Annotated in this window: 13 protein-coding genes; 3 read left to right on the forward strand and 10 right to left on the reverse strand. The window is 65.9% G+C overall.

What is annotated here, in order from left to right:
- Positions 1-129: 129 nt before the first annotated feature.
- The 8 genes from manA to ACH82I_RS04145 all read right to left on the reverse strand — a co-directional run bounded on the left by manA (position 130) and on the right by ACH82I_RS04145 (position 11437).
- On the reverse strand, positions 130-1449 hold the full coding sequence (manA, locus tag ACH82I_RS04110) for a mannose-6-phosphate isomerase, class I (protein ID WP_413335670.1): 1320 nt from the start codon (positions 1447-1449) through the stop codon (positions 130-132).
- Positions 1450-1757: 308 nt separating this feature from the next.
- A complete protein-coding gene (locus ACH82I_RS04115) occupies positions 1758-4520 on the reverse strand; it encodes an NlpC/P60 family protein (RefSeq protein WP_413335672.1) in 2763 nt (920 codons plus the stop codon).
- A 263-nt stretch (positions 4521-4783) separates the two neighbouring features.
- Positions 4784-6304 carry an LCP family protein gene (locus ACH82I_RS04120; protein ID WP_413335674.1) on the reverse strand — a complete coding sequence of 507 codons (1521 nt, stop codon included), beginning with the start codon at positions 6302-6304 and terminating at the stop codon, positions 4784-4786.
- Between the two features lie 366 nt (positions 6305-6670).
- Positions 6671-7819, reverse strand: a complete 1149-nt coding sequence (locus tag ACH82I_RS04125; protein ID WP_284934790.1) for an acyl-CoA dehydrogenase family protein — start codon at positions 7817-7819, stop codon at positions 6671-6673.
- A 37-nt stretch (positions 7820-7856) separates the two neighbouring features.
- Positions 7857-8384 (reverse strand): 5-(carboxyamino)imidazole ribonucleotide mutase, encoded by a 528-nt coding sequence (gene purE, locus ACH82I_RS04130; RefSeq protein WP_230743596.1) that lies wholly within the window; start codon positions 8382-8384, stop codon positions 7857-7859.
- A 1-nt stretch (position 8385) separates the two neighbouring features.
- Positions 8386-9618, reverse strand: coding sequence for a 5-(carboxyamino)imidazole ribonucleotide synthase (locus ACH82I_RS04135; protein WP_413335677.1), 1233 nt, complete (start codon positions 9616-9618; stop codon positions 8386-8388).
- Between the two features lie 44 nt (positions 9619-9662).
- A complete protein-coding gene (locus tag ACH82I_RS04140) occupies positions 9663-10850 on the reverse strand; it encodes an alkaline phosphatase family protein (protein WP_413335679.1) in 1188 nt (395 codons plus the stop codon).
- A complete protein-coding gene (locus ACH82I_RS04145; RefSeq protein WP_230743593.1) occupies positions 10850-11437 on the reverse strand; it encodes a DUF5998 family protein in 588 nt (195 codons plus the stop codon). Before ACH82I_RS04145 ends, ACH82I_RS04140 begins: the two co-directional genes overlap by 1 nt.
- Before the next feature lie 100 nt (positions 11438-11537).
- Between ACH82I_RS04145 and ACH82I_RS04150 the strand changes: the two genes are divergently transcribed.
- The 3 genes from ACH82I_RS04150 to ACH82I_RS04160 all read left to right on the forward strand — a co-directional run bounded on the left by ACH82I_RS04150 (position 11538) and on the right by ACH82I_RS04160 (position 18039).
- A complete protein-coding gene (locus ACH82I_RS04150) occupies positions 11538-14210 on the forward strand; it encodes a GNAT family N-acetyltransferase (RefSeq protein WP_413335681.1) in 2673 nt (890 codons plus the stop codon).
- A 328-nt stretch (positions 14211-14538) separates the two neighbouring features.
- On the forward strand, positions 14539-15093 hold the full coding sequence (locus ACH82I_RS04155; RefSeq protein WP_413335683.1) for a TetR/AcrR family transcriptional regulator: 555 nt from the start codon (positions 14539-14541) through the stop codon (positions 15091-15093).
- 171 nt (positions 15094-15264) lie between these two features.
- Complete coding sequence (locus ACH82I_RS04160) at positions 15265-18039, forward strand: DNA gyrase/topoisomerase IV subunit A (protein WP_413335685.1); 2775 nt, start codon at positions 15265-15267, stop codon at positions 18037-18039.
- Between the two features lie 86 nt (positions 18040-18125).
- On the opposite strand, the gene ACH82I_RS04165 is transcribed toward ACH82I_RS04160, so the two are convergent.
- Both ACH82I_RS04165 and ACH82I_RS04170 read right to left on the reverse strand, forming a co-directional pair.
- Entirely contained in the window at positions 18126-19925 is a 1800-nt protein-coding gene (locus ACH82I_RS04165) for an adenylate/guanylate cyclase domain-containing protein (protein ID WP_413335686.1), read from the reverse strand.
- Positions 19922-20809: a biotin--[acetyl-CoA-carboxylase] ligase gene (locus ACH82I_RS04170; protein ID WP_413335687.1), complete on the reverse strand. Its 888-nt coding sequence runs from the start codon at positions 20807-20809 to the stop codon at positions 19922-19924. Before ACH82I_RS04170 ends, ACH82I_RS04165 begins: the two co-directional genes overlap by 4 nt.
- Positions 20810-20855 lie beyond the last annotated feature (46 nt).

A 20855-nucleotide genomic window follows, 5' to 3' on the forward strand; every position in this document is an offset into this window, starting at 1 on the left:
CGGCCCGCGGCTTTAATGCGGTACCTGGGTGTGGCCCGCGCACGGGACATGGGCGGACGAAATGAGCTGATCGCTCCGCGGTGGGCGGACCGGCCGGAGAGGTGACGACGACCTCGGTGACGACTCTCTTCAGGCGAAGGCCAGGGCCTGGTCCAGTCCGGTCGTGGCCAGGAACAGGTCGCCGTGACCGTCGGCGGTCACCGTCGGCTCGTTGGCGGCGATGAACACGCTCTCACCGCGCTCGAGCGTGATCGAGGAGCCGAGCGAGGTCAGGGTGATGGTCCCCGAGGTGCACAGCACGATGCTCGCCCCTCGGCGCTCGAGTGTCTTCAGACGCGGGCACCGCAGTGCCTGCAGGGCGAAGTCCTCGGTGGAACCGACCAGAACGCCGTCACGGTCGGGTACGACCATCCGCGGTGAGCTCGAGGTGAACTTCGCGATCCGGCGGAGTTCGGGGATGTCGACGTGCTTGCCAGTCAGCCCGCCGCGGAGGACGTTGTCGCTCGAGGCCATGACCTCGATGCCGGTGCCGAAGAGGTAGGCGTGCATCACGCCCGCCTCCATCGCCAGGGCCTCCCCCGGCTGCAGATGGACGCGGTTGAGCATGAGGCCGACCAGCACGCCGGGATCCCCCGGATAGTCCTCGTGGAGTTCGCAGAAGGTCTGGGCCGGGTCGACCGTCGAGCCGAGACGGCTGATGTGGCCTTCGGGCAGCTCATCGATGCCGTGTTCGGCGACCTCGTCGAGGAGTCCGATCGCACGGGGATCGCCGAGGACGAGTTCGACCACACGGGAGAGCGCCTTGGTCTCGCTCAGCGACTTCAGCGCCGCGATCAGCTCTCCGAGGAAATCGAGCGAACCGGGCGTCAGCGGCTGGGACAGCATCCGCTCGAAGGTCGCTCGCACCGCCTTGCGGGGGCGGAAGCCGGTGAGTGCGTGGAAGTCGGTGAGCGCGTAGATGAGCTCCGGTTTGGCCGAGGGGTCCTTGTAGTTGCGGTTCGGCGCATCGAGGTCGGGGCCCGCAGACTCTTCACGGGCGAATCCGGCGGCGGCCTGTTCGGAATTCGGGTGCACCTGGATCGACAGGGCCTTCTGCGCCGAAAGCACCTTGAGCAGGAACGGCAGGCGCGCACCGAAGGCGCGCACGGAGTCGTGGCCGAGGAGACCCTCAGGGTCGCCGGCGAGGAATTCGATGAGGTTGGGGCCGCGGCGGCTGCCGGTCTCGGATTTCGTCTTCACGGCACCGGAGGATCCCTCGGCGTGGCCGTACGCTCGGTTCTCCGACTGAGCCTGTGCCTCACCGAGATCAAGACGTGAGGGGCTGAGAGGGTGCGCGCCCAACCACAGTTCCGCGCAGGGAGTGCCGTCGGGCACGGTTCCCAGAATCGCAGGAATGGCGTCCGGGCTGCCCCAGTCGAAGTTCTTGACCGTGTTCTGCAATCGGCGCACTGGGCAGACCCCCTCGGTTGGACTTGACGGATCGGCACACGATTTCGTGTGCTGTTCAACGGTAGCGCGTCTGCAGCGACGCTGGTGCCGTCTTCACCAACTGTTCAGACCAAGTCACAGAGTGTTCACCGCTTGTCACCTGGACAGATATGCAGACCTTGAGGTTGTCCGGAGGAAAGGTCGAGGGGAAACACGACAATGCCCCGAGGTGAGTCCCTGTTGCGGGACCGCCCTCGGGGCACTGCGTGACTTCCTCAGTGAGACCGGTGCTGCTGATCTCGTTCGGCTGGTCTCAGCCGACTGTCGTGTCAGCCGACGACGCGGATGACCTTGGCGCCGCGGCTGAGCATCCAGCTGTAGCTGCGCTTCGACGTGTTCGTCCGGGTCGAACCCGCATCGTACATCTGGCCCTTGGTCTCGGAGATGATTCCGATGTGACCGGGGATCCAGATCATGTCGCCGGGCTTGGCATCCTTGATCGAGATCTCCTTGCCCGCATAACGCTGCTGGCTGGTCGTGCGGGGCAGCTTGATGCCGTTCTTGCCGTAGACGTACTGCGTGTAGCCCGAGCAGTCCCAGCCCTTCGTCGGAGAGGTGCCGCCCCAGACGTACTTCACGCCGAGGTGGGACTTCGCCTCCTTGACGATGGCGTTGCGCTGAGCCTGGATCTTCTCTTCCTTGCTCGGCTTGTCCTTCTTGTCGTCTTTGGACTTATCGTCCTTGGACTTATCGTCTTTGGACTTGTCGTCCTTCTTGTCCTCGTCCTTAGACTTGTCCTCGTCCTTGGACTTGTCGTCGTCTTTCGACTTGTCATCCCCATCGGAGTTCTTGTCGTCTGCAGCACCTTCCCCGGAGTCTGCAGCCGATCCGCCATCCGAGGCGCTGTCTCCTGGCGGAGTCACGGAATCGTCCGAGCCACCCGGGTTGTTGTCGACGACTCCGCCGGTGATCTTGCCCGTGGGCGAGAACTCGGTGGTTCCGTAGCCTTCGGCCCAGACGAGTCGAGCGCCCTGGAAGAGCTGCTCGCCCCGACCGTCCTTGTAGACGGGGTTGGACTTGGGATAGCCGAGGTGGCCCTTCTCCTTGCCCTTGTCGGACCAATACTTCTTCAGCGTCCCCGTGGTGAGGTGCGCGCCCGTCGCCTTCGACCAGTGGATCTCTCCCTTGGCGAACTTCTGGTACGCGCCACCTCCCTTGAGGCCGCCCTTCTCCTGAGAGGTGGGCAGCCCCAACTGGGTGACGACGTCACCCTTGTACGAGGAGCCGATGGCTCCGGCCAGGTGGTAGGCACCGGTCTTCTTGGACCAGTACACGACACCCTTTTCGAACTTCTGACCTTTGGCGCCCGAGATGCCTTTGACATCGAATTCCTTGCCGGTCGCCTTGCCGAGCTTGTTCTTCTCGGCGTACTTCTCGATGGCGGTCTTCGGCTTGGGCTTCTCAGCATCCTTGCCGTCATCCGACTTGTCATCGGGCAGGTTGCCCGACTTCAGGATCGAGTTGACGGTCGAACGGACCTCGCCGAGCTTCGCATAGAATGCGTCGCCGGGGCAGTCTGTGTTGCCCAGGTCGCGGTGGCCGACCAGGGTCGACTTCGTGGCCGAGCTGATGCCGTTGAGCGAGAACTTCCAGGCTATGGCTGCTGCCACAGCGTCGCGGGTCTTCTTCGGCGGTGCGGAGCTGTTGTAGGTTCCCAGCACCGAGATGCCGAAGGTGCCGGTGTTGTGTCCCTGCACGTGTGCACCGATCACGGCCTTCTCGAGGTCGCCGGCACGGGCCTGCCAGAGGCGGCCGTACTTGTCGGCGACGACGTTGTATCCGATGTCCGACCAGCCGCGACCGGACTGGTGGTAGGACTGGATGCCGCGGATGATCGAGGGCACGTCTTCGGCGGAGTAGCTGTTGGAGCCCGAGGTGTGGTGGACTACGGCCTGCTTGATTCCGCTCGCGTAGTCGGGGCTGCCCTTGTAGGACTTCGCACCCCAGGACTTGCGCGAACCGATCTTCGGCTTCGGCACCTTCTTGGTCTTCGCCACGGTCGACACATCTGCCGAGCCGGGGACGTAGTTCTGGCTGCTCACGGTCGCCGCACCGGTGGCATCCACGTTCTCCGCGGTTGCCGCCTCGGTGCCGGTCGACTGCTCTTCGGTCTCACCGGTCTCAGCGCCGTCGCCTGCGGTCTGCTGACTGAGGTCGACGGGGGCGTTCTCGGCCACGGCCTGAGCATCGCCGGCATCGCGCTTCGGATCGACGAGCACGAGCTCGGCGTCGCTGGGCGCCTTGTCACCGAGGATGCGCATCTGGACGCTGGTGGCGTTGTTGACCGTCATCGGCTCGGAGCCCTCGTTGGTGGCTTCCTCCTGCTGCTCCTCGTCGAGGGTGTCCCAGCTTCCCCATCCGGAGTCCTGCTTGATACGGACCTGGATGCGGATGTTGGACTTCGACTCGGAGAAGGTGAAGCCGATCAGGCTCGGATTCTTCGAAGGGACGTCGAGCACATCGGAGATCAGCGCGATATTTACGCCGTCTTCGGTCTTCTGACGCACGGAGCCGGAGATGTCATCGGAGTCGTCGGACTTCTCATCCTTCGACTCGTCATCACCGGATTCGGAGTCATCCGACTTCGAGTCCTCGGAATCCTTGGATTCGGTGTCCTTCTTCTCGCTCTCGCCGGCCGGAGATTCGGCAGGCGCGGAGCCTTCGGAGGGAACCGCTTCGTCCTCGTCGTCGGTGCCGGACAGGCTCGCAGACACGGGATTGACCGTGCCGGCTGCGGCCGAAGCGTCCGCGCTGACATTGACGGTGGAGGGCACTTGGGTCGAGGCGAGAGCGGTCTGCGACTTGAAGATGTTCGGCAGGTTGCTCGTCGCGCTCTGGTTGGCGGCGGTGGCAGTGGAATCACTGGAATCGCGTGCGCCGGGGACGTTGAGTCCCTCCTTGCTGACGCTCAGCGCCTCTTTGGACACATCAGGCGTCGAGGATGCCGCGAAGGCAGTCGGCGTCGTGACCGCTAAGGTGCCGACGAGTGCGACAGCTGCGCAGCCCGCGACAGTGGGCAATATGTGTTTCATCGTTACAGCCTTTTCGAGGAAGACAGGGAAGTTCAGGCCTCGAGGTCGGCTTCACCGTTGGCAGAACGGTGGGCAACCCCAACATCTCAAAATTGTTACACATTTTCGGCGTGTCAGACTAGCCAAATAACAAAAGAATCTAATTACACCGGTGTGGTTCCCAGCAATGGCAGGGGACACACCGAACGAAAGTTTTTCTTCGGTTCCGCTCATCCGCCCATCGAGGGACATAATCGCGCCCGTCAGGGCGTGTGGCTCACGCCTCAGGGGACGTAGCAGATCGACTTGTCATCGGAGTCTTCGCCCTTGTCAGCACCGCCGTCGCCGGCGCCCTGCGCCAACAGCTGCGGCTCGGATTCGGAGGCCGAACCGATCCCCGCATCGACTCCGGCAGCAGCCGAAAGCGTTCTGCCGGGAGCCGACAGAGCATCCTTGTCCTTCTCAGAGTCCTGGGATGCTTCTTCGATCTTATCCGCAACCAGCTGATGTGCCACATCGAAGTCAGGGTTCGACGGGGTCACCTCCGGCGGAGTCAGATCGAGTGACTCGATCTTCTGTGATTTGGTCTTGAGTGCCAGATCGACGAACGAGTCGACCTCGGACGAGGGAATGTCCGTCGACACGGCACCCGGGGTCGCCTTGGCGATCGCCTGGTACTTCGTCAGCACGGTGGCGGGGTCGAGCTGTTTGACCATCGCCGTCTGCACACAGCGCTGCCGGACCATCCGCTCGTAGTCGCTGGAGAACTCGCGCGAGCGGGCGAACCACAGGGCATGGAACCCGTCGAGCTTCTGCTCACCCGGTTCGATCCAGCCCTTGACCGGGCCGTGCTGGCCGGTGGTGGGGTCGACCTTCGATGAGATCGGCACTCGCTTGCCCGAGACCAGGTTGATCCCGCCGAGGGCGTCGATGAGCTTCTCGAAGCCTTTGAGGTTGACCATCGCGTAGTACTGGACCTCGAGGCCGGTGATCGCCGAGGCGGCATCCATCGTCGCCTGCTCCCCCGCGGTCTTCGGGTCCTCGAATTCGTCCTTGTGCTGTTCGCCCTGCTGGAACACGGCGTTGAGCAGGCACTCGTTGCCGCAGTTGTAGCCCTGTGGGTAGTGCTTGTGCAGCGGCGAGTCCTCGGGGAAGGGCACGTTCTGCATATTGCGTGGGAGGCCGACGATCACCGACTTGCCGGTCTTCGCATCGATCGAGACCAGGGACATCGAGTCCGGCCGGATGCCCGTGCGTCCCTTGCCGGCGTCGGAGCCGAGCAGCAGGATGTTGTAGCGACCGTCGACGGGTTTCGCCGCCTTTCCGGAGGCGAAGAGGTCGCTCATCAGACCGCGCTGGGAATTGAGCATCGTCGTTCCCCATGCGAGGGGGCCGACGACGATGAGCAGCAGGGCGCAGAAGGCGGCGACGAAGCGTCTGCGGACCTTCTGCGAGATGGTGACGAGCCTGATCCGGCGCAGCGAATCGAAGAGGCACACGACCCAGTTGATCGCGACGACCGGGATCCAGATCGTGAGGAATGTGAGGATGAAGGGATTCGTGCCGATCGTGAAGGCGAAACTGCGGTTGATGAGAACCGCGACGATGGCGATGATCGCAAGGGCCCAGCTGATCGCGGTGATCGACAGTGAGATCTGCGCCCAGCGCCGCCGGCGGAACAGCAGCTGCACTCCGCCGGGGATGAGGACGGTGACGACGAGGAGCAGCCAGGCTCGCACATCGCGGGTCGGCTGTGACGCGTACGACGGATGCCGAATGGGGTCGACATATCTCGTTTCGGCCACCGACTCTCCTCTGTCTCTTTCTCACTGCTGATCCGGTCACGCGGGACTCCCGGACCCACGGTCACAGAGACCACTGTGCCAAATCTTCGTCAGAGTCCACTGTGTTCATCCATTGTGTCGCGTGCGAGTCCCCGATTGCGGCACATTCGCACCGCGCATGTCGCATGAGCGCCTGTGTTCCTTCCCACACCCGAGCGAGACGGAATCTGCAGTCGCGCCGAGCCTGAGTCCGCCGCCGCGACCGCGCCGAAGCGGAGTGAGTCGGCGCCGGAGTCGGCCGGCACCGGGCCGTAGACGCAGCGCAGAGCGGCGGCCCGGCCGCTTCGATTGCAGCGTCCGGGCCGCCGCAGTCTGTGACTGTGCGATTCAGGCGATGAGCTTGCGGCCCATCACCATTCGCTGGATCTGGTTCGTGCCCTCGTAGATCTGGGTGATCTTGGCATCGCGCATCATCCGCTCGACCGGGTGGTCGGAGACGTAGCCGGCACCGCCGAGCAGCTGCACCGCGTCGGTGGTGATCTCCATGGCTGCATCGGAGGCGAAGGCCTTCGCCGCGGCGCCGAAGTAGGTCAGATCGTCGTCTCCGCGTTCGCTCTTGGCCGCAGCGGTGTAGGTCAGCTGGCGGGCGGCCTCGAGCTTCATTCCCATGTCGGCGAGCATGAACTGGATCGCCTGGTTCTCGGCGATGGACTTGCCGAACTGCTGACGTTCCTTGACATAGCCGAGCGCGTAGTCGAGTGCGCCCTGGGCGATGCCGACGGCCTGCGCGGCGATGGTCACACGCGTGTGGTCAAGCGTCCGCAGGGCGATCTTGAGCCCCTCTCCGGGGTCTCCCACGATCCGGTCCCCGGGCAGCCGGACATTGTCGAAGAGGAGTTCGCGGGTGGGCGAGCCCTTGATTCCGAGCTTGCGCTCCTTCTCTCCGAAGGTGAAGCCCTCATCGGACTTCTCGACGACGAAGGCCGAGATGTTGCGCCCGCGTGCGCCCTCGGGGTCGGTGACGGCCATGACCGTGTAGTACTCGGAGACGCCGGCGTTCGTGATCCAGGTCTTGACCCCGTTGAGGATCCAATCGTCTCCGTCGCGGACCGCTCGGGTCTTCATCGACGCGGTATCGGATCCGGCCTCGCGCTCGGAGAGGCCGTAAGAGAACGCAGCCTCACCGCGGGCCACCTGCGGGAAGTATTTGGCCTTGATCTCTTCGCTGCCGCCGAGCTGGACCGGCAGACTGCCGAGCTTGTTGACAGCGGGGATGAGCGAGGACGAGGCGCATCCGCGTGCGACCTCTTCGATGATGATGGCCACCGCCAGGGCGTCGGCTCCCATGCCGCCGTGCTCCTCGGGGATGTGCGCGGCGAAGAAGTCCGTCTCGATCAGAGCGTCGTGGGCCTCCTGCGGATAGCGGGCGTCGGCGTCGACCTCAGCGGCGAAGGGGGTGATCTTCTTCTCGACGACGTTGCGCACGGCGGCGCGGATCTCTTCGTGCTCTTCGCTGGGCTGGTAGAGGTCGAACATCATTCTCCTATAACTGATCGATCGATAAGTTGCTCTATTATCGCCGCAAGGCGCGCCCTTTGTCGAGAGCGACTTGCCGAAGCTCGCTCCGATACTCGTCGAGACGTCCTCGGATTCCGGCCGCCTCGGCGTCCGTCCCGGCCCCGAGGATCCGAGCCGCGAGCAGACCGGCGTTCTTCGCCCCGCCGATCGAGACCGTGGCGACGGGAACGCCGCCGGGCATCTGCACGATCGAGAGCAGCGAGTCCATTCCCTCGAGGTGCTTGAGCGCAACCGGCACACCGATGACGGGCAGCGAGGTCATCGAGGCGATCATTCCCGGCAGGTGCGCCGCTCCCCCGGCTCCGGCGATGATCACGCGCAGTCCGCGGTCGGCCGCGGTCTTCGCCCACTCGACCATGTCCTCTGGCATCCGGTGAGCGGAGACGACCTCCGCGGTGGAGTCGATGCCTAGGTCCGTGAGCGCCTCGGCGGCGGCCTGCATGGTCGGCCAGTCCGAGTCCGATCCCATGACGATGCCGACCGGCGCCGAGGCGGTGGTGGCAGTCTCTTCTGCAGCGGTCATCTCAGGCCCTTTCCTCGGAAACGTCGGTGTCGGGATCGTGTCGCTCGCCGCCCTCGGCATCGAGGTCGCCCGGACGCGGCATCTGCGGGTGCGGATCCGGATCGACCCCGGCAATGAAGTCAGCGGCGTGACGGGCCCGGGCAAGGACGAAGTCCCGATCCCGGCCGTAGGCGTTGACGTGACCGACCTTCCGGCCGGGGCGCACGCCCTTGCCGTAGAGGTGGACCTTGATCGCCGGATCGTGGGCCATCACGTGCAGGTAGGGCTGGTAGAGGTCCTCATGGTCGGCGCCGAGGATGTTGACCATCACGGACACCTTGTCCCGGGCCGCGGGGCTGCCGAGCGGCAGGTCGAGGACGGCACGCAGGTGCTGTTCGAACTGACTGGTCACCGACCCGTCCTGGGTCCAGTGCCCGGTGTTGTGAGGACGCATGGCGAATTCGTTGATGAGGAAGCCCTCGGCGGTCTCGAACATCTCCATCGCCATCACCCCGGTCACCTCGAGGGCGCCGGCGACCTTGAGGATCGCCTCGGTGATCTCCTGTGCCTTCTCGTCGGCGAGTCCGGGGGCCGGGGCGACAGCCTCCTTGCAGACGCCGTTCTGCTGCCAGGTCTCGACGACCGGCCAGACGGCGGTCTGGCCCATCGGGGACCGCCCGACCATGACGGCGAGCTCACGGGTGAAGTCGACCTTCTCCTCGGCGAGGAGCTGGCCGACCTCGTCGAGCCAGGTGGTCGCCTGCTCGAGGCTCTCGATCACGCGCACGCCCTTGCCGTCGTAGCCGCCGCGCGGGGTCTTGAGGATGTAGGGGTAGCCGACGCGACGGCCGAAGGCCTCGGCATCGGCGGCCGACGTGATCTCGGCCCAGGCCGGGTTCGGCAGTCCCAGCTCGTCCATCTTGGCGCGCATGCGGATCTTGTCCTGAGCGAAGATCAGCGCCTGCGGTCCAGGACGCACGGCGTGACCCGCCGCGGCGAGCGCCTCGAGGTGCTCCGGCGGGACGTGCTCATGGTCGAAGGTGATGACGTCGACGGTCTCGGCGAACGCCTTGAGCGTCGGATAGTCGGTGTAGTCACCGACCGTCACCTCGCTGATGACCTGAGTGGCCGGAGCGTCCGCGGTTTCGGCGAGGACAGAGAACCGAACGCCCAGGGCCTCTGCGGCGGGGGCGAGCATGCGTGCCAATTGACCTCCGCCAATGACACCGATACGTGGAAAAGTCACGCCCACCATACTATCCGCCACTGCGGACACGGCCTGACAGCGTCCGCAGAGTGTCAGACCGCGAGGAGAGGGATCTCCAGTTCGCGGGCCGTCGTCGAGCCGTGGTGGCCGATGAGCGCGAGCGCCGAGGCCGATTCGTTCTGCGAGTCGACGATCGCGAATTCGTCCTGGCAGATGACGAGGAAGTCACCGATGCGCTCGCGCACGTGCTCGGCCACCGGGCCGAAGTAGCCGCGGCCGATCGCCTCGGCGCGGGAGAGCACGAGTGCCCTTCGGCCGATGATCTCGGACCAGGAGGCGCCGACATCGGCGGCGGCCCCGGATTCGGCATAGACATGGAGTGCGCGGGGCTCCCCGCCGATGTGCCGCACGCCCGCGCGAAGTCTCGGCTCCTCGGCGAGGTCGAGGCGCAGCTCGTGATCGATGTCGACCATTCCGTGGTCGGCGGTGACGATCATCGTCGCATCGGACGGCAGGTCACCGGCCAGACGTGAGAGTGCGAGGTCGACGTGTTCGAGCTCCTCGGTCCAGGCCGCCGAGTTCGAGCCGTGCACGTGACCGGTCTTGTCGAGATTGCCCCAGTAGAGGTAGACGAGTCTGCGGCCCGGAGCCTTCGCCTCGGCGACGGCCTGGGCACAGCGCTCCTCGAGCGTCTTCGAGGCCCGGAAGCGACCGCCGCGCAGCGAGGCCCGGTTCAGTCCCCTCCCGGCGAACTTCGACTCGCCCAGACTGACGACGTCCACGCCGGTCTCGGACAGACGTTCGAACAGGGTCGCATCGGGCACCCACGCCACCGGATCCACATCGAGATTCCAGGTCAGCTGGTTGAACACGGCGTCCTTGGACGGGTCGAGGACCCGATAGCCGACGACGCCGTGGGCGCCGGGCAGGCGACCGGTGGCCAGGGAGGACAGAGAGTTCGCCGTCGTCGAGGGAAACCCGGTCGACAGGGTCCGACGGGTCGCGGCCAGCGACCGGAAGAAGGGCGTGTAGCCGCTGTACTGACGCAGCTGCTGCTCGCCGAGTCCGTCGATGAGGACGACGATCGCCGTCCGCGTCTCCCGGTCAAGACCGATGCTCTCGGCTCTGGCCCGGGCAGTGTCGTCGAAGATGGCTCCGGCTCCGAGGCCGACTGCCGCCGCCGGCACCACATCGGAGAGGATCGGTCCCGCATAGTCCGGCGGACCGAGCAGACTCGATGTCGACGGACGCGGAGCGGACGAGGGGCCCGAATCCCCCATCAGCGTCGCGACCGCAGCCGGGCCTGGAACACCGCGGAGCGGAGCCGGCCGGCGAATTCGGCCATCCTGTCGACCGCCGGCTGGCCCTCGGCCTCAGCCGAGACGCGGAGCATGACGTCTTCGGCGAAGATCGAGCCGCCGTAGCCGTGATCGCCCATGCAGTCGGGATCCCCGCAGGTCTCCGGGAAGGCCTCGACCCTCCGCGAAGCTCCCCAGGAGAGGGTGAGGGAGACCTCGACGGGCTTGTCGCCGGGCCGGTAGGCGGCAGGGTCGGCGAAGGTGCGCCCGACCATCACGGTGCCGAGGCGCTCGAGCTCGATGTCCTCGCTGCTCGTGACCGCCCGCGGCTTCGAGCCGGGAGCTGCGTTCGGGTCGTCGTCGACGTGGGCCAGCAGCAGCCTGGTCTCCGTGAGGACGAAGGCCGTGACGTGTCGGTGGATCGATTCGATGTCGACGTGCGTGTCGATGTGGACGAAATGGGCGAGCACCGGTTCGTCGAAGAGGGAGTCGGCCAGAATCCCCTGCGTGAGCTGCGGGTAGTAGCCGGCGGACTGCAGATCGTGAACGAGTACTTCGGGTAATGCCATGCCCACCATTGTGCCGTACTCCTCCGCGTCTTCCCACTGCGGCCCGTGACTCAGGGGCTCCGGCCGGACACATCCGGGCTCGTCCGCCTATGCTGGTGACATGGAAGACTATCCTGCCGAGTGGGAAGCCGATGTCGTCCTTCGCGACGGCGGCACCGCCCATCTTCGCCCGATCGTTCCCGCCGACGCCGAGGCCCTGGCCCGGATGCATGAGGCGCAGTCCCCGGAGTCCGTCTACCTGCGCTTCTTCGCTCCCCTGCCTCGGCTGCCCAAGCGCGACCTCGACCGCTTCGTCAACGTCGATCACCATGATCGGGTCGCCCTGATCATGCTCATCGGCGACGACATCATCGGCGTCGGTCGCTTCGACAAGATCTCGGCCACCTCCGCCGAGGTGGCCTTCAACATCGCCGATGCCCACCAGGGGCGTGGCATCGGCTCCATCCTCCTCGAGCATCTCGCCGCGGCGGCCCGTGAGGCGGGCATCCGCAGATTCACCGCCGAGGTGCTCCCCCAGAACCGTTCGATGCTCCAGGTCTTCCAGGCCGCCGGCTACGAGGTGGACCGCGGCTTCGACGACGGCGTGGTGGCCGTGAACTTCGACATCGATCCCACCGCGCGCTCGATCGCGGTCCAGGCCTCACGGGAGCACAGGGCCGAGGCCCTGAGCGTGCGCACGGTCCTCCACCCCACCTCGGTGGTGGTCATCGGCGCCAGCCGCAAACGCAACTCCACTGGCAACCTCCTCATCCGCAACATCACCGGCGCGAAATTCACCGGGAATCTGTGGGTGGTCCACCCCGAGGCGGACCAGATCGCCGGAGTCAGGGCCTATCGGACGCTCGGAGATCTGCCCGGCAAGGCCGATCTCGCCGTTATCGCGGTGCCCGCAGAATCGGCCACCGAGGTGGTCCAGGAGTGCGCCGCGCACGGGGTCAAGGCCGTCCTGGTCATTTCCTCGGGCTTCGCCGAGACCGGCGCCGAGGGTGCCGAGCTGCAGCGCCAGATGGTGTCCACGGCCCGCGCCTACGGCATGCGGGTGGTCGGCCCGAACTCATTCGGCCTCGTCAACGACTCGGCCGATGTCTCCCTCAACGCCTCTCTCGCCCCCTTCCTGCCGGCCTCGGGGACCCTCGGCCTGTTCAGCCAGTCCGGGGCCCTGGGAACCGCGCTGCTGGCAGCGGCGAAGAGCAGGGGGCTGGGAATCTCGACCTTCGTCTCGGCGGGCAACCGCGCCGATCTCTCGGGCAATGACGTCCTCCAGTACTGGGAGGAGGATCCGGACACGGAGACGATCGGGCTCTACCTCGAATCGATCGGCAATCCCCGGAAGTTCTCCCGCATCGCCCGCCGCGTCTCCCGAGTCAAACCGGTCATCGTCATCAAGTCCGATCTCACCGGTCGGGAGCTGCCGCCCGGACACATCGTGCGCACCTCCTCCTTGGCCCCGAATACGCTCGACCAGGTCCTCGAGCAGGCGGGAGTCATCCGCGCCGACACCATCCATCAGCTCTTCGACCTCGCTCAGGTCTTCTCCACCCAGCCGCTTCCCGCGGGCCGCCGAGTCGGGGTGATCGGGAACTCGGCGGCGCTGGCGACTCTGGTCATCCAGCGTTCGCGCTCGGAAGGCCTGCACGTCGAATCCGAACCAGTGTCCCTGCACCCGGAGGTCGATGCGGAGACCTTCCGGACGGAGCTGACCGCGATGTATGCCAGAGACGACATCGACTCCGTCGTCGTCACCTTCACTCCTTCCGCCGGCGCCGAAGAGTCGGAGATCGCCGCCCACCTCGCCGAGACGGCGGCGCAGTCGAAGAAGACCACGGTCGCCTGCTTCCTCGGCATCCAGGGTGTCAAGGACGAACTGACGACCCACCTCACCGACGACGGCGGCTCCCGGGTCTCCCACACCGTGCCCAGCTATGTGGGCCCGGAGGACGCGGTCTGGGCGCTGGCCAGAACCACCGACTATGCCCGCTGGCGGGCCGCCGATCACGGCAACTACCTCGAACTCGACGACCTCGATGACAAAGGCGTGCGGGCGATCATCGACTCGGCCCTCGCCGAGGCTCGTCCGGGTGTGCCGCTGCGCCTCGATCGCTCCGATACGCGTGCGCTGCTCTCGTGCTATGGGATCGAGGTACTGCCCTACATCACGGCCTCCACGGTCGACGAGGGACTGGACGCGGCGGAGGAGATCGGCTATCCCGTGGCGCTCAAGGCTGTGACGAATGTGCTTCGCCACCGCATGGAGCTCGGCGGAGTGCGCCTGAACATCGACACTCCCGAGGAGCTGATCGAGGACTTCACCGCGGTCCAGCGGATCATCACACAGGTGATCGGCGAATCCGAGGCGCTCGTCGACGTGCAGGCGATGGCGCCCCACGGGGTGCCCTGCGTGATTCGCGCCGGCGAGGACACCCTGTTGGGACCGCTCCTGTCCTTCTCATTGGCCGGCGACACGACCGAGCTGCTCGGGGATGTGGCCCATCGGGTGGCCCCGCTGACCGACCGGGACGCCGGGGAGATGATCAGATCCATCAAGGCCTCCCCCCGGCTCTTCGGCTATCGCGGTCTGCCGCAGATGAACATCGCCCCTCTGGCCAGGGTGCTCGAGCGACTGTCGATCCTCGTCGAGCGGCACCCGCAGATCCTCGAACTCGTCATCCACCCGATGGTCGCCACGGAGGACGAAGGGCATGTGCTCAGCGCGCGGATCGACCTGCTCGCCCACACCACCCGGATCGATTCGACGCGTCGACTGCTCAGCTGAAGCGCGGGTTGCGGAGGTTTCGCCGAAGCGTGGAATCCGGAGCGTGTCCGACGGCAATCGTCGTCTGACCATGAGAAGGTGAAGGAGAAGAGTGTTCGGGGGACGAAGGTGCAACCCATTCGGTGGGAACCGACTGGCAGTTTGGCGAGTCTTATACCAATTCCTACCCAATCCAGGTAGTGTCTGTATCCGTTCAGCACGAAACGTTATGAATTCGTGCTCCAGTGTATGGTCGCGCAGCGGCCATCGTCTGTGGCCAGCTTCTGGCCATCCACAGTCCGAAGGCACCTCGACCGCAGGTGTCCCATGAGAGCGAGGCCTTAAAGTCATGATTTCGCGAAGAGATGTCGTCACGGATTCGGCGATCGCCGTGGTCGCCGAGCAGGGCGTCCGTGGTCTCACCCACAGGGCCGTCGACGCCCTGGCCGAACTCCCAGTGGGTTCGACCTCCAACGTCTATCGCACCCGCGACGCCCTGATCACCGGAATCATGGAGCGCATCGGTGAGCTCAACAGTCAGCAGCTCGAGCGCATGCCCGATCTCATCCGCACCTCGGGCAAGACCTCGCAGGAGATCGCTGTTGACTTCTGCATGAATTGGCTGACCACGGACCGCAACCGGTTCTACACCATGGTCATGCTCAGCCTCGATCCTGCCCTCCCCTCCGAGGCCGTCGAGGCCAAAGAGAAGAACATCCACGGGATCCAGGACTTCGTCATGCGCTTCGCGGAGGTCGACGCCGATCTCGCCCGTCGCATCAACAGCTCGATGCTGGGCATGATGGTCACCGAGCTGATCGCCGGCACCGCCGATCGCGACCACGTCGCCACGTACATGGCAGAGTTCCTGACCTGGAAGAACGGAACTCCCTACACCCCCTGATCCCTTTCGTGCCGGGCACTCTCGGCACGACACGAATACCGGCTCGGGCTCGGTTGAGCCGTAGAACTCAAATCGAACGCTAGAATCGTCAGGTGTCATCCGTCGCCGCGGCAGACCGCCTCGGCGCCGGACGACAACCGAATCGAACAATTCGTGCGTCAAAGGAGTTCCATGCCCGAAGGCAGAGTCATCGATGTCGACGTCTCCTCAGAGATGGAGAGTTCGTACCTCGAGTATGCGTATTCGGTCATCTACTCCCGCGCCCTGCCCGATGCCCGCGACGGCCTCAAACCCGTGCAGCGCCGGATCGTCTATCAGATGGGCGATATGGGTCTGCGGCCCGACCGCGGGCATGTCAAGTCCTCGCGCATCGTCGGCGATGTCATGGGCAAGCTGCACCCGCACGGCGATTCGGCGATCTACGACGCACTGGTGCGCCTGAGCCAGGACTTCATCATGCGGGTCCCCCTCGTCGACGGCCACGGCAACTTCGGTTCCCTCGACGACGGCCCGGCGGCTCCGCGTTACACCGAGGCCAGGCTGACCACGGCATCGATGCAGATGATCGCGGGCCTCGACGAGGATGTCGTCGACTTCATCGGCAACTACGACAACACCCTGACCCAGCCGGAGGTGCTGCCCAGCGCCTTCCCGAATCTGCTCATCAACGGCGCCTCCGGCATCGCCGTGGGCATGGCCACGAATATGGCCCCGCACAATCCGGGTGAGGTCATCGCCGCCTGCGCGCACCTCATCCGCAATCCCGAGGCCGGCCTGGCCGAGCTCATGCGCTTCATCCCCGGCCCCGACCTGCCCACCGGCGGGCGCATCATCGGCCTCGACGGGGTCCGCGAGGCCTATGAGACCGGCCGCGGCACCTTCCGCACCAGGGCGACGGTCTCGATCGAGAATATCAACGCCCGCCGCAAGGGCATCGTCGTCACCGAGCTGCCCTACCTCGTGGGACCGGAGAAGGTCGTCTCCAAGGTCAAGGATGCCGTCGGCGCGAAGAAGCTGACGGGCATCGCCTCGATCGACGACTACTCCGACCGCAAGAACGGCATGCGCCTGGTCATCGGCGTCAAGAACGGGTTCAACCCGGAAGCGGTGCTCGCCGAGCTCTACCGGCAGACTCCCCTCGAGGAGTCCTTCGGCATCAACAACGTCTGTCTCGTCGAAGGCCAGCCGCGGACCCTCGGTCTGCGCGAGCTGCTCACCGTCTACCTCTCCCACCGCATCGATGTGGTCCGTCGCCGCACAGTCTTCCAGCTGCGCAAGGCCAAGGACAGGCTCCACCTCGTCGAGGGACTGCTCATCGCGATCCTCGACATCGACGAGGTCATCCAGCTCATCCGCTCCTCCGATGATGCCGCCACCGCGCGGACCCGGCTGATGGATGTCTTCGAGCTCTCCGAGGTGCAGGCGACCTACATCCTCGATCTGCAGCTGCGCCGGCTCACGAAGTTCTCCCGCCTCGAACTCGAGGCCGAACGCGATGAGCTCCGCAAGCGCATCGAGTACCTCGAGTCGCTCCTCGCTGACGAGGCGAAGCTGCGCGAACTCGTCGCCGCCGAGCTCGAGGCCACCGCCGAGATCATCGGCACCCCGCGTCGGACCGTGCTCATCGAGGGCTCGATGAAGGAGCTGAGCGCGAAGGGCAAGAAGGCCCAGACCGATCTCAAGATCGCCGATTCTCCGTGCCGGGTGCTGCTCTCGACCTCCGGTCGGGTCGCTCGGACCTCGGATGCCTCCGTGCAGCAGCGCGGCGGGAAGCGGGCGAGCCACGATGCCCTGCGATCGGAGATCGTCACCACCACCCAGGGCAAGGTCGGAGCCGTGACCTCGACCGGCCGGGTCCACATGGTCGATGTCGTCGACCTGCCGGCGCTGCCGCCAGCCGCGGTGCGTCCGAACGTCGCCGGCGGGGTCAAGATCGCCGAGTACGCGGCACTGGAGAAGAACGAGAAGATCCTCGGTCTCATCGATCTCGACCGCGAGTTCGTCCTCGGCACCGCCGGCGGCGTCGTCAAACGCGTGTCGGTGTCGGCACGACCGAACAAGAACGAGTGGGAGGCGATCACCCTCAAGGGCAAGGACTCCGTGGTCGGTCTCGCCCAGCCGGAGGACATCGACGATTCCCTCGCCGTGTTCGTCACCTCCACCGCCCAGCTCCTGGCCTTCGACGCCTCCGGGCTGCGGGCGCAGGGATGGAACGCCTCGGGCGTCGCCGGCATCAAGCTCTCCGCCGAGGCGACGGCGATCTTCTTCGGAATGACGCCGAAGGCTGCGAAGACCGATGAGGACGGCGATGCCGATGCCGAGCTCGGCAACTTCGCAGTGGTCACAATCGCCAGCGGTGAGAACTTCTACGGTGCCCCGTCGTCCTCGATCAAGGTCAGCGACTTCTCCGAGTTCCCGACCAAAGGTCGAGCCACCTCGGGGGTGCGCGCCCACAAATTCCTCAAGGGCGAGACCGAGCTGTCCCTGGCCTGGGTCGGCGATTCTCCGCAGGCCGCCGCGGCCGCCGGTGGGGCGAGGTCCCTGCCGACCGAGATGTCCCGGCGCGACGGCTCCGGTTCGCCCCTGGAGTCGAAGATTGACGTCATCGGGACTCTCCCCCGCCTCGGCGGTGCGGAGTCCGAGCAGTTCGCCGAGGCGGCTGAGTCCGACGGTGAGAGCGCCGAGGCCGATGGCTCGGCCGAGGGATCACCGGGGAACGGACCGGCTCGCAAGGGCGCTCGCGCGTCAGCGTCGAAGCCGCGGCAGTCCGGTGGCTCGACTCAGGGTCTGGCGACGAGCTTCGATGAACTCGAGCTCGGTCTCGATGATTCTCAAGATCTCCAGGAGTCCAAGGACGAGATCGCACGCGCGAAGTTCGATACCGATGATGCGGTCATCGTCTCCCGCGATGACGATGATGAGGACGACGACTCCGCGCTGTTCTGATCGGGCGGGCGCTTGAGGGCGGGCGGGTACCCGCCCAGGACCGGGCGGGTGCTTGCAGGAGCGCTTCGCTGTGCTGAGTGCCTGTCTCAGCCGTCGCTGTCGTCGTCGTCGAGATCGAGCTGCATCTTCGCGGCGGTTCCGCGCTTCATCTCTCCGATCCCGGTCTCACCGAGGCCCTGCAGCGACAGCGATTCGCGCCGCTCGAAGACATAGGCGTCGGAGGCCGAGAGCACTCGCGCCGTGTCCTCGTCGGTGAAGATCGTGCCCGGATCGGCGACCGCGGTCAGACGTGCGGCGAGGTTGACGCTCGATCCGAAGATGTCTCCGAGGCGGGAGAGGACTCGGCCCCAGACGAATCCGACGCGGGCCTGCGGCAGATCCTCAGCCGCGCTGACCCGCTCCATCAGCGTCATGGCGATTTCGGCGCCGGCCATCGGGGTCGACGCGGCGAAGAACACCTCATCGCCGACCGTCTTGATGACGCGGCCGCCGCCGGTGGCGACGATGTTGTAGGCCATGCCTTGGAATTCTTGGACCATGTTCGCCAGTTGTCGCGGCTCCATCTTCTGCGACAGGCGGGTGTAGGAGACCAGGTCGATGAATCCGACCGCTCGGGCCAGGGGCATCGAGGAGTCGTACCAGCCTTGCCGGTTGTCCATGGCCAGACCGTCGGAGACGTTGACGTTGAGGCGGCCCATCACCTCGGCGAGGTTGCGGCGCCACGAATAGGTGAGCATCTTCTGCAGCGGGTCGACCATGTCCTCGACGACCTGCAGGGCGTCCCGCCGGGCCTCCGGATCGGTCAGGCCCTTCTCCTCGGTGAGGAATTCGACGAGGGTCTCCATCTGCCACACGACGAGGCGGTCGGTCGTCTGCCCGATCGCCCGGGCCAGTGAGAGCGCAGTGTCCTGATCGATGAGACCGTCGGCGACCGGTTTGGCCCACATCCGCAGCGCGTGGGCATCGCTGACGGTGTAGGCCTTCTCCTTGCCGTCGGTCTGGGACATGCCCAGCGCCCGCCACATCTTCCGCGCCGAGACGGTGGAGATTCCGCCGAGTTTCGCCGCCTCACGACGGTCGAGGACGCGCTTGCCGTCGAGCAGGATCTCCTCGAGTCGTTCGGCCGCGGTGCGAGTCTCGTAGATCGTCTCGTCCTCGTCGTCGGTGTCCTCGTCGGCATCGTCGACCATCTGGAGTGCCGCGGTCCGCGGGTCTTCTCGCAGCCCTGCGGAGAAGGCCAGGTCCTGGGGCTCCTCCAGGTCGGGCTCGGCGGGCGACTCGGCATCGGTGTTCCCATCCGAGTCTTCGAGCACTCGAGCCAGATCGTCATCGCCGTGTTCGATCCCGGCGATCGAGGAACTCGACGAGGTGGCCGTCGGTGCGGGAGCAGAAGTCGGTGGGGTCGAGGCAGAGTTCGTCGGGGCCGGTTCAGAGCGAGTCTGGTTCGGCTCAGTGGTGGCCGAGGACGGCTCCGGGTTGGTCGGGGACGGATCAGTAGGTGTCGGGGGCGGCCCCGCGTTGGTCGGGGGCGGATCAGTAGGTGTCGGGGGCGGCCCCGCGTTGGTCGGGGGCGAGACATCCGCCGAAGAAGTCGGGCTCGGCTCCGGGGCAGTTGTGCTCACCACCGTCGGGGTCGGTTCCGGTGAGCTCGGGGTCGACGTCGGCTCGCCGGGACTCGGCTCACCCGGACTCGGTTCGGGGGCACCGGACGCATGGTCGGCCGCGAGCTGGTCGGTGATGACGGGCATCGCTCGGGTCGCAGTCTCCGGAGGTTCGGCGCTGTGGCCGCTGCGCGCGTGCTCTCCATACGAGCCCACCTCGGCGGTGCCGAGTGCTTCGTCGGGCACGGTGTCGAACCCGGAGGTGAAGTCGGAGACCCTCGTCATCGACGCCCCCCGCTGCGGTCGCCGGCGACACTACGGTCGGCCGGGGCCGCCGGGCGCAGGTGGTGGACGTCGCCGGCGCTGACGGCGGTCTTGTCATCGATGATCAGGTCGCCTCCGGGGTTGAGTCCGGTGGCGAGGCCGAGGAGGTCGGAACCGTCGGGCAGCTCGACCCTCACTCGGGTTCCGAGTGTCACCATGTTCGCACGCACCTTCTCGGCCGCAGCACTGGTGCTGAAGTCGTCAGCGTCATTCTCGACAAGCTCCCCATAAGCAGGAATCAGTGTGCTCAGGATCGAGATTAACAAGCGTTCATGATCAATTTCTGAAACGTCCATCCCAGTTTCCAGCGCGATCGAACTCGAGTCTTCACGGGGCAGATCGGCAGACTGCAGGCGAGTGTTGATGCCCATCCCCAGCACGATGTGCGGGCCGCTCGGCAGCGCCTCGACGCGGGCGAGGATTCCGCACAGCTTCTTGCCGTCTGCTGTGAGCACATCGTTGGGCCACTTGATCACGGCGGGCACCCCCACCTCGGCGAGGGCGGAGCGCACGGCCTCCCCCGCCAACAGCGGGATCCATCCCCAGGCGTCGAAGACCGCACTCGGTTTCAGCAGGATCGAGAAGGTCAGCGATCGGCGGGGCGGAACGGTCCAGGTCCGGCCCAGACGACCGTGTCCGGCGTTTTGGAAGTCGGTGCCGCGGATGATGAACTCGGCGATGGGCTCGTCGCCGTCAGATGACTCTCGGACCAGCCCGGCCAATTCGTCATTCGTCGACGTGCAGGCATCGTCCCAGATCAGGGGTGGGAGATCGATTCCGCGTTCGGCCGCGGCCACGCGAACGGAGGCGGCGTCGACGAGCAGAGAATTGTGTTGGCTGTTCACCAGTCCACTCTAGATTCTTTTGGCGAGAGTGCACAATGATGGACCG

Origin of the sequence: Brevibacterium sp. GP-SGM9 (genome assembly GCF_047300845.1) — a bacterium.
Taxonomy (GTDB): domain Bacteria; phylum Actinomycetota; class Actinomycetes; order Actinomycetales; family Brevibacteriaceae; genus Brevibacterium.